This window comes from Streptomyces sp. AHA2 (assembly GCF_036857595.1).
GTDB lineage: Bacteria > Actinomycetota > Actinomycetes > Streptomycetales > Streptomycetaceae > Streptomyces.
Genome location: NZ_JAUQWJ010000010.1, coordinates 43,571 through 58,936, shown reverse-complemented (window position 1 = coordinate 58,936; position 15,366 = coordinate 43,571). Strand labels below are relative to the sequence as shown.

At 73.6% G+C, this 15,366-nt stretch carries 12 protein-coding genes; 7 read left to right on the top strand and 5 right to left on the bottom strand.

What is annotated here, in order from left to right; translation table 11 throughout:
- Positions 1-28 precede the first annotated feature (28 nt).
- Positions 29-1,666 (bottom strand): helix-turn-helix domain-containing protein, encoded by a 1,638-nt coding sequence (locus Q5694_RS21185; RefSeq protein WP_443040913.1) that lies wholly within the window; start codon positions 1,664-1,666, stop codon positions 29-31.
- A gap of 232 nt (positions 1,667-1,898) precedes the next feature.
- Between Q5694_RS21185 and Q5694_RS21180 the strand changes: the two genes are divergently transcribed.
- On the top strand, positions 1,899-2,522 hold the full coding sequence (locus tag Q5694_RS21180) for a hypothetical protein (protein ID WP_333934768.1): 624 nt from the start codon (positions 1,899-1,901) through the stop codon (positions 2,520-2,522).
- A 434-nt stretch (positions 2,523-2,956) separates the two neighbouring features.
- Positions 2,957-3,451, top strand: coding sequence for an ATP-binding protein (locus tag Q5694_RS21175; protein ID WP_333934959.1), 495 nt, complete (start codon positions 2,957-2,959; stop codon positions 3,449-3,451).
- Positions 3,452-3,503: 52 nt separating this feature from the next.
- On the opposite strand, the gene Q5694_RS21170 is transcribed toward Q5694_RS21175, so the two are convergent.
- Positions 3,504-4,541: a DUF2637 domain-containing protein gene (locus tag Q5694_RS21170; protein WP_333934767.1), complete on the bottom strand. Its 1,038-nt coding sequence runs from the start codon at positions 4,539-4,541 to the stop codon at positions 3,504-3,506.
- Positions 4,542-4,845: 304 nt separating this feature from the next.
- Positions 4,846-5,697 (bottom strand): (2Fe-2S)-binding protein, encoded by an 852-nt coding sequence (locus tag Q5694_RS21165; RefSeq protein ID WP_333934766.1) that lies wholly within the window; start codon positions 5,695-5,697, stop codon positions 4,846-4,848.
- A gap of 189 nt (positions 5,698-5,886) precedes the next feature.
- Here Q5694_RS21165 and Q5694_RS21160 point away from each other — a divergent pair, with 189 nt between their 5' ends.
- On the top strand, positions 5,887-6,681 hold the full coding sequence (locus Q5694_RS21160) for a GntR family transcriptional regulator (RefSeq protein ID WP_333934765.1): 795 nt from the start codon (positions 5,887-5,889) through the stop codon (positions 6,679-6,681).
- 137 nt (positions 6,682-6,818) lie between these two features.
- On the opposite strand, the gene Q5694_RS21155 is transcribed toward Q5694_RS21160, so the two are convergent.
- Positions 6,819-7,583 (bottom strand): hypothetical protein, encoded by a 765-nt coding sequence (locus Q5694_RS21155; RefSeq protein WP_333934764.1) that lies wholly within the window; start codon positions 7,581-7,583, stop codon positions 6,819-6,821.
- A 165-nt stretch (positions 7,584-7,748) separates the two neighbouring features.
- Entirely contained in the window at positions 7,749-9,422 is a 1,674-nt protein-coding gene (locus tag Q5694_RS21150; protein WP_333934763.1) for a PucR family transcriptional regulator, read from the bottom strand.
- 378 nt (positions 9,423-9,800) lie between these two features.
- Between Q5694_RS21150 and Q5694_RS21145 the strand changes: the two genes are divergently transcribed.
- The 4 genes from Q5694_RS21145 to Q5694_RS21130 all read left to right on the top strand — a co-directional run bounded on the left by Q5694_RS21145 (position 9,801) and on the right by Q5694_RS21130 (position 15,323).
- Positions 9,801-10,691, top strand: coding sequence for an FAD binding domain-containing protein (locus Q5694_RS21145; RefSeq protein WP_333934762.1), 891 nt, complete (start codon positions 9,801-9,803; stop codon positions 10,689-10,691).
- The gene (locus Q5694_RS21140; RefSeq protein WP_333934761.1) at positions 10,691-11,272 is read left to right on the top strand and encodes a (2Fe-2S)-binding protein; all 582 of its coding nucleotides are present in this window, start codon (positions 10,691-10,693) and stop codon (positions 11,270-11,272) included. Before Q5694_RS21145 ends, Q5694_RS21140 begins: the two co-directional genes overlap by 1 nt.
- Before the next feature lie 2 nt (positions 11,273-11,274).
- On the top strand, positions 11,275-13,662 hold the full coding sequence (locus tag Q5694_RS21135; RefSeq protein ID WP_333934760.1) for a xanthine dehydrogenase family protein molybdopterin-binding subunit: 2,388 nt from the start codon (positions 11,275-11,277) through the stop codon (positions 13,660-13,662).
- A gap of 203 nt (positions 13,663-13,865) precedes the next feature.
- A complete protein-coding gene (locus Q5694_RS21130) occupies positions 13,866-15,323 on the top strand; it encodes an NCS2 family permease (protein ID WP_333934759.1) in 1,458 nt (485 codons plus the stop codon).
- The last annotated feature ends 43 nt before the right edge of the window (positions 15,324-15,366 follow it).

Below are 15,366 nucleotides of genomic sequence, written 5' to 3'. Positions count from 1 at the left end.
GGCGGTCCTGTGGCCGGCAGGGCGGCGTCTAGCGGTACGGCGTCCAGCGGCGGGCCGAGGTGTCGTACAGGTAGCGGGGCAGGCCTTCGAGGGCGCTGGTGCGGAACGGCCGGCCGTGGTCGTCGACCCGGACCGTGCCCCTGCGCCCCTGCGAGGACCAGTCCAGCTCCAGGTACCACCGGCAGTCGCACGACCGGGTGCCCGCCGTCACCAGCAGCACCTCGGGGTCCCGCGCGGAGACCCGGTAGGGCATGCGCACCGCCGGGACGGGCGTGCCCGCGTCGCTCCCGGCGACCGCGCGGGCGATGGGCCGGTCCTTGTCCAGGTCCACGTCGAAGTACCGCGGGGTGAGCGACCCGCCGCAGCCCTGGTCCATCGCGAAGGCGTTGCCCTGGACCGGTGCCGTGCGTCCCACCACGCGCACCCGCAGGTCCTCCAGCACGACGGCGGTGTCGGTCCGGCCCTGCACCGACAGCCGCACGAGCGTCTCGCCCGCGTGCACCGCTCGCTGGGACGCGGCCCAGGAACCCGCGTCCTGCGGCACGGGTGGTGGGGGAACGTCGGCCGGCGGCTTGGCGACCACGTAGTCGTGTCCGCAACCCAGCTTCCACGCCTGGGAGTCCGCGGACCAGGTGAGGGGAGCGGCGGCGGAGGTGCCGCTGCGCGGGGGAGGGCCGGTGCGGACGGACGGCGAGGGGGAGGTCCTGCCGTCCTTCCTCGCCTTCTTGCCCTCCTTCTCCGGCTTCTCCGGGGCGGGGGAGGGCGACGACCGCTTCGGGCCGGCGGAGCCGCTCGGCGAGGGGGAGGAGCCGTGCTGCTCCCTCCGCGCGGTCGGTTCCGCCCCGGGGCCGGCCGGGGCGACGGCACGGGCCCGGTCGTCGGCGGCCGCCCGCCGCCCGTCGGGCAGCGCGGCGATACCCCCCAGGGCCGCCAGCAGCGCGCCGGCGGCGGCGATACCGGCGGTCAGGCCCCTGCTGCGGTGCCAGGGGCGACGGGGCAGTGCGGCTGCCGGGGCCGGTGGGGCGACGGTGCTCGCTGCGGCCGGCAGGTCGGTCCTCTCCGGGGCTTCGCCCGGACCGGCGGGGGCACCGGGGCTCTGCGCCGTACGACCGCTCGCCGGGGCGCCCGGGCCCCGGTGTGCGCCCGTGTCCTGCGCCGCCTCGGAGCCTTGCACCGCGTGCGCGCCCTGCGGGACACCCCGGTCCGGCGCCGCGCGCCCATCCCGCACCGCGTCCCCGGCGTTCGTGGCACCCGCATCTGTCGCCGCGCCCGAGTTCTGGGCCGCGCCCGCGCCCCGGTCCCGGTGTGCGCCCGCGTCCTTCTCCGCGGCGGGATCCTCTGCCGCGTCCGGCTCCTCCTGCGAACCGCCCGTCGCCGTGCCGCCCGTCGCCGTGCCGCGCGGGCGCTGCCGGGCCGCCGCCGCGAGGAGCCAGCGGCGGTGCAGTTCCAGGCGCTCCTCGGCGGTGGCCCCGCACAGGGCCGCGAAGCGTTCCACGGGCGCGAAGTCGACCGGGACCGCGTCGCCCGCGCAGTACCGGTGCAGCGTCGAGGTGTTCATGGCCAGGCGGCGGGCCAGCGAACCGTAGCTGCGGTCCGTGCGCTCCTTCAGCGCCCGCAGCAGCGCCGCGAACTCCCCGACGTCGTCGACGTCCCTGTGCACCGACACCGTTCCCCCGTCCTCGCGGTCCGACCGGGCCCGGAACGGCATCCCAGGCACCTCATGTATCTGCACGTCACAAGGGCTGGGATGGTTCCACCGTGCCGGATCGGGCGCCGGCTGTTGCGTCCGCCCGGTGCGACCGCTGATGCTTTCGGTGCCGCACCGAGCAGGCCCCGGCCGAGAAGCCGGCTGCGCGGCGGCACCGACCATCCACGCATGCACCCACGGGGGAACACCCATGCCCGAACACGTCCGAGCCAGCGCGCTCACCGCACTCACCGTCGCCGCCCTCGCGGCGGGCACGGTCCTCACGGCACCGGCCGCCGGTGCCGCGACGAAGACCGTCGCACCCAAGTTCCTGTCGGCGTCCCAGCTGCCGCCGCACCCGACCTCCACCTGGACGGCCGGCCCCGTCACCGAGGGCTTCCCGGAAGGGCTCGGCTCCTGCATCAGCACGGAGGGCGTGCCGTCCTACGACTACCGGTACCGCGAGTTCCAGACCGACCTGGACACGCGTGCCGTGCAGCTGACCGTCGTGGCGGACACGGCCACCCTGGCCAAGGCCCTGGCGAAGCACTACGACGACCTGCTCCGCACCTGCGCCGACCGCATCGAGCAGAACGACCCCGACACCGCGGCCGAGGGCCGCTATTACGGCAAGCTGCCGGTCGAGGAGGGTGCCACGGTCCGGGGTCTGCACACCGAGACCTCCTGGGGCGCCAACGACGTCTCGCTGACGTCGGTCGGACGCGACGGCCGGACCGTCACCGTCGTGCAGTGGGGGCAGATGGGCGACTTCGACGGCGCCCCGGTGAGTGCCTTCAAGAAGACGACGACCACCGCGGTCAACAAGCTCCACTGACCGCGCGGCCACCGCAGAAGGGGCCGTCCTCCGCCACGGGGGTGGGGAGGACGGCCCCTCACCGGCGCGGCGGAGACGGAAGCCGTCGTACAGGAACCGTCGTACTTCGGCCAACTTCCGGCGAGCGCCGTTCCCCGGAGCCGGCCGTGTCCTCCCGTCCCCGCGCACGCGTCCGACGACAGCCGGCCCACGGCCCGTCGTCCGATCCCGGGCGGTCAGCGACCGTGCGCAGACCCTGACCGGCCACCCCCTTGACCCCTTCCCCTCCACCGGTGTACCGCACGGCGGCCCGACGCCGGGCCCCGCCCTCGTTCCCGTGGCCGAACACCCGGCCGTCGGGGGCCGGGCATGACTGGCGCGTGCCCGGCGGGGCATGGATCCCCGTGAACGTGTTCGACCAAGGGGGAACCGACATCGGCGCGCGGGCGGGGGCCATGGAGAGGCAGGCACGGGGAGGCGGTCAGACGGCGAGGGGAGCCGTCTCCGTGAGAACGGCGGGGGACGGCCCGCAGGAGCCCGCGGAGCGGGAGCCGGAGCCGCAACTGCACCGCAGACTCGGACGGGCGGACCTGCGGGCCGTCCCGGAGGCCCGCAGGGCCCTGCGGGAACTGCTCGGGCGGTGGGGCAGGCCCCCGGGACGCTCGGACCTCCCCGACATCGCGGAACTGCTCACCAGCGAACTGGTCACCAACGCGATCGTCCACACCGACCACGACGCGGTCCTCACGGCCACCGTCGGGCCCCGCGGACTGCGCGTGGAAGTGCGGGACTTCGTGGCCCGCAGACCCCGGGTGCGCGTACCGGTGCCCGACGAGGGCACCGGCGGGCGCGGCCTGCTCCTGGTGCAGTCCCTCGCGGACGACTGGGGGGTACGGCCGCACGAGGTGGGCAAGTCGGTCTGGTTCGAGCTCCAGGCCCGCGCGGCGTGAACGCCGAAGGGGGCGCGGCCCGCCGGCCGCGCCCCCTTCCGGTGCCGTCGCGTCAGCCGAACTGCTGCTCCAGGTCCTTGAGCTTGCGCTCCAGGGAGTCCAGGCGCGGCAGTGCCTGTGTGTCGTCCTCCGCGGTCAGGTCGACGGTCACCGGGTCAGTCCCCTGGCGCACCGGCTGAAGGGAGGGACGCGAGCGGACGGGCAGGGGATCCGGCGCTATGGCAGGCTCCGCGGAGGCCTGCGCGGAGGCGCGCTCCACCTGCACCTCGACCTGCCGGCCGCCACCGCGGCCGAAGTGCCCGCGGTGCCCGCGGCTGATCGCCTTCAGCTGCGCACGCTCCATGCGCTGCTGGTCGCGCCGCCGCTGACGGGCCTCGTCCTTCTTGCGCTTGTCGTCACGCACCTCGTCCACCGCCTCGTCCAGGCTGCGCACACCCTCCAGCAGCATCAGCGACCAGGCGCGGTAGGTCTCACGGGGAGCGCGCAGCCAGCGCACGATGCGGATCTGCGGCAGGGGACGCGGCACCAGACCCTGCTCGCGCAGGGCGGCGCGGCGGGTCTGCTTCAGCGCGCGGTCGAAGAGCACCGCCGCGGACAGGGACATGCCGGCGAAGAAGTGCGGAGCGCCCGCGTGGCCGACGCCCCTGGGCGCGTGCACCCAGTTGAACCAGGCGGCGGCGAAAGCGAACGTCCAGACCAGTATCCGGGAGCCGAGCGCGGCGTCACCGTGGCTGGCCTCGCGCACCGCGAGCACGGAGCAGAACATCGCCGCGCCGTCCAGGCCGAACGGGACGAGGTACTGCCAGCCGCCCGTCAGGCCGAGGTTCTGCTCGCCGAAGCCGACCAGGCCGTGGAAGGAGAGCGCGGCGGCGACGGCCGCGCAGCAGAACAGCAGGACGTAGGAAACAGTGCCGTAGATCGCTTCCTTGCGCCTGCGGCGTTCCTCGCTGCGCTCCCAGGAGTCGTCCGCGCTCGTGTCCTTGACCGAGGAGCGCTTGCCGCGCGCGAGCACCGCCACCGCCGCCAGCATGCCCAGCAGGAGCACGGCGCCGGGAAGCAGCCAGTTCAGCGATATGTCGGTCAGTCTCATTCGGGGGTCCCTTGCAGTGGGATAGGGCGTAACGCCCGCCATAGTGGCCCAATCCCGTCAGCCCTCAGGGGGTTTCGGGGCAAGAGGCCGCCAAGGAGGTGCAAGGGGATGCCCAGGGCGGCGTTCTGCTCGAACTGCCGCTTGAGGGGCGGGAGTTGAGTTCGAACAAGACTACCCGTACGAGTGGTTCCCGGGAAAGTTCCCGCCACGCGTGAGGAGAGTGTGAACCACCTGGAGGCGTGTGGGGGGCCTGCTGTTGTGATGATCTTACGGGACGAGGGGTGCGGTGCTGTCCGACGGTGCGTCAGCCCGCCGCGGCCAGCAGCTTGGTGACCCGGTCCGCTTCACAGGTGCGGGGGCAGGTGGCGCAGGTGTCCTCGGGGCGCAGGGTGTAGAACATGCAGCAGCTGGCCCGCTCCCGGGTGCGCAGGGGCTCGCCGCCCGGCCCGGTCAGCTCCCGGAAGGCCGGTGTGCCCACGTACGGCTTGACCGCACCCGGCAGCAGCAGTTCCAGCTCGCGCACGGCCCGCCGCTCCTCGATCTCGCCGAGCTGCTGCGCGATGTACCAGACGCCTTCGACGATCTCGTCCGTCGCCATGCCCCACAGGGCCCGGCCGCGGCGCCGCATGCGGGGTCCGAAGCCGGCGAGGAGCGGTTCCATGTGCGCGGCCACCGCCGACCGCACCTCCGCCCGCAGCGCCTCCTCGTCGGGCACGACGCGGGCGCCCGGCAGGAGGGCCGCCTCGTCACCGGGCAGGCAGGCGAAGCCGGCCGGGCGGACGGCCAGGTGCCCGAGGGGGTACCCGGCAGCGGTGCGGTCGTACGAGACGTGCGTCACGGGGTAGTACGGGACCCTGCGCTGCAGGAACCAGGGGACGGTGAACAGCAGGCAGGCGGGCCAGGCGTAGCGGTGCAGGCCGAAGCTCGCGACGACGTCGGGGCGGGCGGGCTGCCCGTAGTCCCGCTGGATCTGCTCCTCGTCCCAGGCCAGGAACGCGTCGAGCGCGGGGCCGGCCGCCGCGAGGTCGGCGGCGGCGGCCCAGCCGGCGTCCCGAGGGGTCTCGTCCCCGGCTGCCAGTTCCGTGACGGCGAGCCCCGGGAGGACCTCGGCCAGGCGGGCGTAGGCGCCGGAGACCGCCGAGCGCGGCGCGGGCATGTGATCACCGATCCGTCCGGTCGAACAGGCTTCTGAAGGTAAGCCTTACCTTACCGAAGATCGCCGGAAAGGGAACCGCGGATGTGCACGGACGGCCGGTGCGTTTATGGTGCTTGACGGACGAGTAACAACCCCGCCGTAATGACCCCAAGTACCGACACGTCACCGACACGTCCGGAGGAGGACCTTGTGAAGCAGGGCACGCAGGGCTCCGCCGGGACCGGGACGCCCCGCACGCGCCCGGCCGCAGCGGCCGGCGAGACCCGCGTGCCGCGGCAGGCCGGGGCCGTGCGCGGTGAGCACACGCACAGCGAGCCGCCCGCGCCGGGCGCCGCGCGGTCGCGACCGGTCGTGCAGCGGGCCTCGGTGCGCGGGCAGATCCTCGACGCACTGCGCGCCGCGCTCGTGGCGGGGGACCTGCGGCCCGGCGAGGTGTACTCGGCGCCCGTGCTGGGGGAGCGGTTCGGGGTTTCCGCCACACCGGTGCGCGAGGCCATGCAGCAGCTGGCCCTGGAAGGCGCCGTCGAGGTCGTGCCCAACCGGGGGTTCCGGGTGGTCGAGCGCGGGGCGCGCGAGCTGGCGGAGCTGGCCGAGGTGCGGGCGCTGATCGAGGTGCCGGTGCTGCTGCGGCTGGCGCGCACCGTGCCCGCGGAGCGCTGGGCGCAGCTGCGTCCCCTCGCCGAGGCGACGGTGCGGGCGGCGTCCTCCGGCTGCCGGGCGACCTACGCGGAGTCCGACCGGGGGTTCCACCGGGCGGTGCTCTCCCTCGCGGGCAACAGCCAGCTCGTCCAGGTCGCGGAGGACCTGCATCGCAGGGCGCAGTGGCCGCTGGTCGGGGGTGGGCCGGGACTGCGCGGGCGGGCCGACCTGGTGGCGGACGCGCACGAGCACACGGCGCTGCTGGACGCGCTCATCGCGCGGGACCTGGAGGTCGTGCGGGCGCTGGCTGGCGAGCACTTCGCGGGCGCCGCCGGCGCGGGCTGAACCGACGGGCGCCCACGGGCCCCTGCGGCTTCTTCGGCGGGCCGCGCACCGCCCCGGCCCCCGGGGGCGTGCGGACACCCCCCGGCACGTCCCCTTCCCGCGTGCGGAGGGTGCGGGGGACGTGCGGGGAGAGCGCCTCAGGCCGTCGCCGCCGGAGGCAACGGCGTCAGGTGGCGGGCCAGCCAGGTCGGGACGCCGCCGAGCAGGCGGAACAGGCGGCGGGCCTCCTCCCGCAGGCGGGACGCCTCCGGCTCGGTCTCCGTGTCGGCCAGGGACACCAGCGCGGGCGCCGTGCCCACCAGGTAGCCCAGTTCCTCCCGGATCCGCAGCGACTCCGCGAATCCGTGCCGCGCCTCCGCCAACTCGCCCTCACGCAGGGCGAGTCCGGCCATGTGCCGCCAGGTGAACGACAGCAGCAGCGGGTCGGACTGGGCCGTCGCCCCGGCGTGGGCGCGGCGGTAGGCGGCGCGTGCGGCCTGGGGCGAGCTGGTCAGGTTCTCGGCGACCAGTCCGCGGCGGAAGTCGAGCAGGGCGCGCTGCGGAGCCCCCGGAGGGACCAGTGCCGCCGCCCGGCCGAGCGCGGCCCGGGCCTCGTCGGCCCGGTCGCGCACCGCGAGCACCGTCGCCGCGTAGGCCAAGTACCCGCGTTCACAAGCGGCCGCGCCCCGCTCGTCGTCGCTGTGGGCCAGCGCCTCCGCCGTGCGCAGCGCGTCCTCGGCCTCCTCCCAGCCCTGCTCGGTGTACAGGCACCGTTCGACCAGCAGCGCCGCGCGTTGCAGCGCGGCCGCCGGGGTGGCCGGCAGCAGCAGTGCGGCCGCGTCGGCCCAGCACCCGCGCGAGCGCAACCGCCATACCGCGGTCTGGAGGGGATCGTCACCGGCGGTCGTTCCGTTACCAGACATGGCGGTATGCGCCACGTTGCCCTCCCCGAGCACGCCATCGAGCTGTTGAGTGGTGGCGGCATCTCAGCACGAATCGGCGGGCCGGGCCAAGAGGGCGGGTGAAGGATTTCACAAAGTCGTGGGACGCGGCGGCGTCCCGGGGGCGGGGCCGCGAACGCCCGTGGCTCAGCTCATCCGCAGGGCCAGGAAGAAGTCGAGCTTGTCCTCCAGCCGGGAAAGATCACGGCCCGTCAACTGCTCGATCCGGCCGACGCGGTAGCGCAGCGTGTTGACGTGCAGGTGCAGACGGGTGGCGCAACGGGTCCAGGAGCCGTCGCAGTCGAGGAAGGCCTCCAGGGTGGGGATCAGCTCGGCCCGGTGACGGCGGTCGTAGTCGCGCAGGGGGTCCAGGAGGCGGGCCGTGAAGGCGCGGCGGACGTCATCGGGGACGAACGGGAGCAGCAGGACGTGCGAGGCGAGTTCCTGGTGGCCGGCCGCGCAGACCCGGCCCGGCCGGGCGGCGGCCACCCGGCGGGCGTGCCGGGCCTCCTCCAGGGCGCCGCGCAGGCCCTCCGCCGAGTGGACGGCCGCGCTGACCCCGAGGGTGAGCCGGCCGTCGCCGTCGAGCCCGGCCGCGAGCGGCTCGCGGACCGACGCCAGGAGCGCGTCGGCGAGGACGCCGGTCTCCGACCCGTCGTGCTCCGCCGTGACGGCGGGGAGCGGGACCAGGGCGATGGCCTCCTCGCCCGAGTGGGCGACCGCGATGCGGTCGGAGGGGTCCGGCCCGGTGGACGCCGGGTCGACGAGGATCTCCTCCAGCAGGGCCTGTGCCACCGGGCCCGCCTCGCTCTCCTCGCCGTCCCAGTCGACCCGGGCCACGACCACCTGCCAGTGCGGGGCGGCGCCCAGGCCGGGCAGCAGCACCGGGGCGGCCACGCGCAGCCGGGCGGCGATCTCACCGGGGGCGGCGCCCGCCTGGACCAGCTCCAGTACCTCCTGGGCGAGGCGGCGGCGGACGGTACGGGCCGCGTCGCGGCGGTCCCGCTCGACGGCGATGAGCTGGGTGACGCCGTGCAGCAGGTCCAGGCGCTCCTCGGCCCAGTCGCCGGCATCCGCCTCCACGGCCAGCAGCCAGTCGGACAGCGCGCTCTCGCGGACGTCCCGGGCGGGCTGCGATGGACGGCCGGTGGAGCGGACGGGGAACAGGGAGAAGGTGGTGGCGCCGAGGACGACCCGGTGGGGCCCGCGGCGGCCGGTGCGGGTGGCGGTGAGGTGCTCGCCCGCGAGCCGGGCGCACACCTCGGCCGGCAGGGCGGCCCCGGCGGTCTTGGAGCCGGCGACCAGGCGGCCGGTGGGGGACAGGACCCAGGCCCGCAGGTCGAGGTCGGAGCCCAGCAGGTCCAGGACCACGTCGGGGCCGCCGCCCGCCGGGCCGGACGTCATCATCCGGCGGTGGCGGTCGACCACCGCCGCCAGGTCTCCGGCACGCTCGCCGGAGACCTGCCGCACGACGTGCTCGGTGATCGTCGCGAAGGCCACCGACTCGTGCACGGCCAGGAGCGGGAGGCGGTGCCGGGCGCACGCGGCGACCAGGTCCTCCGGGACGTCACCGAGCTCGGCCTCGCCCGCGGCGAGGGCCGTCACACCGGCCTGCACCAGGATCCGGACGAACGGCTCCGAGTCACCGGCGTCCCGGCGCCAGGCCAGGCCCGTGAGCACCAGTTCGCCGCCCGAGAGGTAGCGGCTGGGGTCGCGCAGGTCGGTGGTCATCACGCCCCGCACGGTCCGGTCCAGCTCGTCCTCGCCGCCGAGCAGCTTGAGGCCCAGCGCGTCCGTCTCCAGCAGTGCGCGCAGCCGCATTCTCGTCGCCGCCGTTCTTTGTCTCGAAAACTGTGGTGGATCTCGTCAGGCATCCTCGGGGAACGCCTGTTCGGCGGGTGGGTGAGCAGGGCTCGCCGCCTGGGAACCGTGTCCCGGTTGTGTCCCAGGTCACGCGGCTGTGTCGCGCGTTTCCACAGGAGAACGAGGAGGTTTCGGATGGCCTCCGTTCATACGAATCTACAAGATGCCCGCCGTGGCCAGCCAACTCCTTCATGGTTTCCGTGACTGACCCCGTCGGAGCACGGCCCTGTGTACTGAGGCCACTACGCGTAAACAGCACATGAACGAGCCGGGACCGCCGCACACGGATTGGCTCAATCTGAACGCCCCACGAGAAGACGAAGAAGAGAGCCGGTCATGGACTTCCTTCGCCCCGCCAGCTGGGAGGAGGCGCTCGCCGCGAAGGCCGAGCATCCCACCGCTGTGCCGATTGCGGGTGGCACCGACGTGATGGTCGAGATCAACTTCGACCACCGCCGGCCCGAGTACCTCCTCGACCTGAACCGCGTCGGCGACCTCTCCGAGTGGGAGGTCGGCGAGGAGAGCGTGCGGCTGGGTGCCTCCGTGCCCTACACGAAGATCATGGAGAATCTGCGCGCCGAGCTGCCGGGCCTCGCCCTCGCCTCGCACACCGTCGCCTCCCCGCAGATCCGCAACCGCGGCGGCGTCGGCGGCAACCTCGGCACCGCCTCCCCGGCGGGCGACGCCCACCCCGCCCTGCTGGCCGCGGGCGCCGAGGTGGAGGTCGCGTCGGTGCGCGGCACCCGCCTCATCCCGATCGACGCGTTCTACAAGGGCGTGAAGCGCAACGCGCTGGAGCCGGACGAGCTGATCCGCGCGGTGCACGTGAAGAAGGCGGACGGGCCGCAGCAGTTCTCCAAGGTCGGCACCCGCAACGCCATGGTCATCGCCGTGTGCGCCTTCGGGCTCGCGCTGCACCCGGCGACCCGGACCGTGCGCACCGGCATCGGCTCCGCCGCGCCGACCCCCGTGCGGGCCAAGGCCGCCGAGGAGTTCCTGAACGCCGCGCTGGAGGAGGGCGGCTTCTGGGACAACGGCAAGATCATCACCCCGTCGGTCGCCAAGCAGTTCGCGGACCTGTGCTCCGCCGCCTGCAACCCGATCGACGACGTCCGGGGCACCGCGAGCTACCGCCGCCACGCGGTCGGCGTCATGGCCCGCCGCACGCTGACCTGGACCTGGGAGTCCTACCGCGGCGACCGCCGCCTCACCGAGGGAGCTGCGTGATGCGTGTCAACTTCACGGTCAACGGCCGTCCGCAGGAGGCCGACGACGTGTGGGAGGGCGAGTCCCTGCTGTACGTCCTGAGGGAGCGGCTCGGTCTGCCGGGCTCGAAGAACGCCTGCGAGCAGGGCGAGTGCGGTTCGTGCACGGTCCGCCTGGACGGCGTCCCGGTGTGCTCGTGCCTGGTCGCCGCCGGGCAGGCCGAGGGCCGCGAGGTCGTCACCGTCGAGGGCCTGGCCGACCACGCCAGGCGGCGCGCCGAGGGCGGCTGCGCCTCCGGAGCCTGCGGTACGTCGCTCCAGGACGCCCAGGGGTGGCAGGCCAAGGGCACCGACTCGCAGACCGGCGAGGGCACCGGACTCTCCCCGATCCAGCAGGCGTTCATCGACGCCGGCGCCGTCCAGTGCGGCTTCTGCACCCCCGGGCTGCTGGTCGCCGCCGACGAGATGCTGGAGCGCAACCCCAACCCGACCGACGCGGACATCCGCGAGGCGCTGTCGGGCAACCTGTGCCGCTGCACCGGCTACGAGAAGATCATGGACGCGGTCCGCCTCGCGGCCGCCCGGCAGTCGGAGGCGGTCTGATCGTGTCATCCCCCAGCGGAACCCCCACGAAGATCACCCAGGGCACCCCGACCAAGGGCGGCATCGGCGAGTCCACGCTGCGCCCGGACGGCATCCTCAAGGTCACCGGCGAATTCGCGTACTCGTCCGACATGTGGCACGAGGACATGCTCTGGGGCCAGATCCTGCGCTCCACCGTGGCCCACGCCGAGATCGTCTCGATCGACACCGCCGAGGCCCTGGCCACCCCCGGTGTGTACGCCGTGCTGACGTACGACGACCTGCCGACCGACGTGAGGAACTACGGCCTGGAGATCCAGGACACCCCGGTCCTCGCCCACGGCAAGGTCCGCCACCACGGCGAGCCGGTCGCCCTCGTCGCCGCCGACCACCCGGAGACCGCCCGCCGGGCCGCCGCGAAGATCAAGGTGGAGTACCGGGAGCTGCCCGTCGTCACCGACGAGGCCTCGGCCACCGCTCCGGACGCGATCCTCGTCCACGAGGACCGCGACGACCACCACGCCGGTCACGTCCCGCACCCGAACATCGTGCACCGCCAGCCGATCGTGCGCGGGAACGTGGAGGAGGCCCGCGGCCGGGCCGACGTGATCGTCGAGGGCGAGTACACCTTCGGCATGCAGGACCAGGCCTTCCTCGGCCCCGAGTCCGGCCTCGCCGTGCCGGAGGAGGACGGCGGCGTCCACCTCTACATCGCCACCCAGTGGCTGCACAGCGACCTGCGCCAGATGGCGCCCGTGCTCGGCCTGCCCGAGGACAAGGTACGCATGACGCTGTCCGGCGTCGGCGGCGCCTTCGGCGGCCGCGAGGACCTGTCGATGCAGATCCACGCCTGCCTGCTCGCCCTGCGCACCGGCAAGCCCGTCAAGATCGTCTACAACCGCTTCGAGTCCTTCTTCGGGCACGTCCACCGCCATCCCGCCAAGCTGTACTACGAGCACGGGGCCACCAAGGACGGCAAGCTCACCCACATGAAGTGCCGGATCGTCCTGGACGGCGGCGCCTACGCCTCCGCCTCCCCGGCGGTCGTCGGCAACGCCTCCTCCCTGTCCGTCGGCCCCTACGTCATCGACGACGTGGACATCGAGGCCATCGCCCTCTACACCAACAACCCGCCCTGCGGCGCCATGCGCGGCTTCGGCGCGGTCCAGGCGTGCTTCGCCTACGAGGCGCAGATGGACAAGCTCGCGGCGAAGCTCGGCATGGACCCGGTGGAGTTCCGCCGGCTCAACGCCATGGAGCAGGGCACGCTGATGCCCACCGGCCAGCCGGTCGACTCCCCGGCCCCCGTCGCCGAACTGCTGCGCCGCGTCAAGGCGATGCCGATGCCGCCGGAGCGCCAGTGGGAGTCCAGCGAGGGCGCCGACGTACGGCAGCTGCCGGGCGGCCTGTCCAACACCACGCACGGCGAGGGCGTCGTGCGCGGGGTCGGCTACGCCGTCGGCATCAAGAACGTCGGCTTCTCCGAAGGGTTCGACGACTACTCCACCGCCAAGGTCCGCATGGAGGTGATCGCCGGGGAGCCCGTCGCCACCGTGCACACCGCCATGGCGGAGGTCGGCCAGGGCGGTGTCACCGTCCACGCGCAGATCGCCCGCACCGAGCTGGGCGTCACCCAGGTGACCATCCATCCGGCCGACACCCAGGTGGGCAGCGCCGGTTCGACGTCCGCCTCCCGGCAGACGTACGTGACCGGCGGCGCGGTGAAGAACTCCTGCGAACTCGTCCGCGAGAAGGTGCTGGAGATCGGCCGCCGCAGGTTCGGCTCCTACCACCCCGCCTGGGCGACGGCCGAACTGGTCCTGGAGGGCGGCAAGGTCGTCACCGACGGCGGCGAGGTCCTCGCCGACCTGGTGGACGTCCTGGAGGGCGAGACCGTCGAGGTCGAGGCGGAGTGGCGGCACCGGCCGACCGAGCCGTTCGACCTGCGCACCGGGCAGGGCAACGGGCACGTGCAGTACTCGTTCGCCGCCCACCGCGCCGTCGTCGAGGTCGACACCGAACTCGGCCTGGTGAAGGTCGTCGAGCTGGCCTGCGCCCAGGACGTCGGCAAGGCGCTCAACCCGCTGTCGGTGATCGGCCAGATCCAGGGCGGCACCACACAGGGCCTGGGTGTGGCGGTGATGGAGGAGATCGTCGTCGACCCGAAGACGGCGAAGGTCAAGAACCCCTCCTTCACCGACTACCTGATCCCGACGATCCTCGACACGCCGACCATCCCGGTCGACGTGCTCGAACTCGCCGACGACCACGCCCCGTACGGGCTGCGGGGCATCGGCGAGGCGCCCACCCTGTCGTCGACCCCGGCCGTGCTCGCGGCGATCCGCGCGGCGACCGGGGTGGAGCTGAACAGGACGCCGGTCCGCCCCGAGCACCTGACCGGCACCGCGTGAGAGCTCTCCGGGCGGCGCACCGGAACGTCACACTTCCGCGCCGCCCGGAGGACCGGGCACCACACCGCTCGCGGTCCCCGGAAACCGACTGATCGTTCGTCTCGGGCCGTCCCCCGGGTCGTGCGGCCGAAGCACCTTCCCAAATCCCGCACGTCGTCCCGACGAGCCGCGGGTGCCCCTTTGAACCTTGGGAGTAGGCCCACATGACCCAGCAGTCAGTAGAGCCGAGGACCACAGCCGACGACGCGGGCGAAGGCACCCGCGTCCCGGCCGGGCGGTCCTGGCTCGACCGGTACTTCCACATATCCCACAGAGGGTCCACGGTCGCCCGCGAAGTGCGCGGCGGCATCACGACCTTCATGGCGATGGCGTACATCCTCCTGCTCAACCCCGTGATCCTGTCCGGCAAGGACGCGGCCGGGGGCACCCTCGGGCAGCAGGCGCTGATCACCGCGACCGCGTTCGCGGCGGCCCTCACCACCCTGCTGATGGGCTTCGTCGGCAAGGTGCCGCTCGCCCTCGCCGCCGGCCTGTCCGTCTCCGGGGTCCTCGCCTCGCAGGTCGCGCCCGAGATGACCTGGCCGCAGGCGATGGGCATGTGCGTGATGTACGGCGTCGTCATCATGCTGCTGGTCGTCACCGGCCTGCGCGAGATGATCATGAACGCGATCCCGCTCGCGCTCAAGCACGGCATCACCATGGGCATCGGCCTGTTCATCGCCCTCATCGGCTTCTACAAGTCCGGCTTCGTGCACCAGGGCGAGGCCACCCCCGTCACGCTCGGCCCGGCGGGCGAACTCGCCGGCTGGCCGGTCCTGCTCTTCGCCGGCACCCTGCTGCTGATCTTCATGCTCCAGGCCCGGCACATCCCGGGCGCCATCCTCATCGGCATCGTCGGCGGCACGGTCGTCGCGGCGGTGCTGAACGCCGCGGGCGTCATCGACCCCAAGCAGTGGGCGGCCGGCGCCCCCGAACTGCACGGCAGCGCCGTGTCCATGCCCGACTTCTCGCTCTTCGGCGAGGTGGAGTTCGGCGGCTGGGGCCAGGTCGGCGCGATGACCGTCGGCATGATCGTCTTCACCCTGGTGCTCGCCGGGTTCTTCGACGCCATGGCGACCATCATCGGCGTCGGCACGGAGGCCAGGCTCGCCGACGACAAGGGCCGCATGCCGGGCCTGTCCAAGGCCCTGTTCATCGACGGCGCCGGCGGTGCGATCGGCGGCGTGTCGGGCGGCTCCGGCCAGACGGTGTTCATCGAGTCGGCGACGGGGGTCGGCGAGGGCGCGCGCACGGGTCTCGCCTCCGTGGTCACCGGGCTCTTCTTCGCGGCCTGCCTGTTCTTCACCCCGCTCACCGCGATCGTGCCGCAGGAGGTCGCCTCCGCCGCCCTGGTCGTCATCGGCGCGATGATGCTGATGAACGCCCGCCACGTGGACTGGGCCGACCGGGCCACCGCCGTCCCGGTGTTCCTGACGGTCGTGCTGATGCCGTTCACCTACACCATCACCACCGGTGTCGCCGCGGGCGTCATCTCCTACGCCGCCATCAAGACCGCCCAGGGCAAGTGGCGCGAGATCGGCGCCTTCATGTGGATCCTCACGGCGGTGTTCCTCGTCTACTTCGCCCTCAACCCGATCGAGAGCTGGCTGGGCGCCCACTGACGCCCACCGCACCGCCCCGACGCAGCAGCACCAAGGAGACCGA

Excerpts from the sequence above, each read along its gene's own strand:
- Q5694_RS21150 (WP_333934763.1), bottom strand. The coding sequence starts at position 9,422 with ATGCGGCTGCGCGCACTGCTGGAGACGGACGCGCTGGGCCTCAAGCTG.
- Q5694_RS21170 (WP_333934767.1), bottom strand. The coding sequence starts at position 4,541 with ATGAGACTGACCGACATATCGCTGAACTGGCTGCTTCCCGGCGCCGTG.
- Q5694_RS21155 (WP_333934764.1), bottom strand. The coding sequence starts at position 7,583 with ATGTCTGGTAACGGAACGACCGCCGGTGACGATCCCCTCCAGACCGCG.
- Q5694_RS21175 (WP_333934959.1), top strand. The coding sequence starts at position 2,957 with ATGGAGAGGCAGGCACGGGGAGGCGGTCAGACGGCGAGGGGAGCCGTC.
- Q5694_RS21165 (WP_333934766.1), bottom strand. The coding sequence starts at position 5,697 with ATGCCCGCGCCGCGCTCGGCGGTCTCCGGCGCCTACGCCCGCCTGGCC.
- Q5694_RS21145 (WP_333934762.1), top strand. The coding sequence starts at position 9,801 with ATGGACTTCCTTCGCCCCGCCAGCTGGGAGGAGGCGCTCGCCGCGAAG.
- Q5694_RS21130 (WP_333934759.1), top strand. The coding sequence starts at position 13,866 with ATGACCCAGCAGTCAGTAGAGCCGAGGACCACAGCCGACGACGCGGGC.
- Q5694_RS21140 (WP_333934761.1), top strand. The coding sequence starts at position 10,691 with ATGCGTGTCAACTTCACGGTCAACGGCCGTCCGCAGGAGGCCGACGAC.
- Q5694_RS21180 (WP_333934768.1), top strand. The coding sequence starts at position 1,899 with ATGCCCGAACACGTCCGAGCCAGCGCGCTCACCGCACTCACCGTCGCC.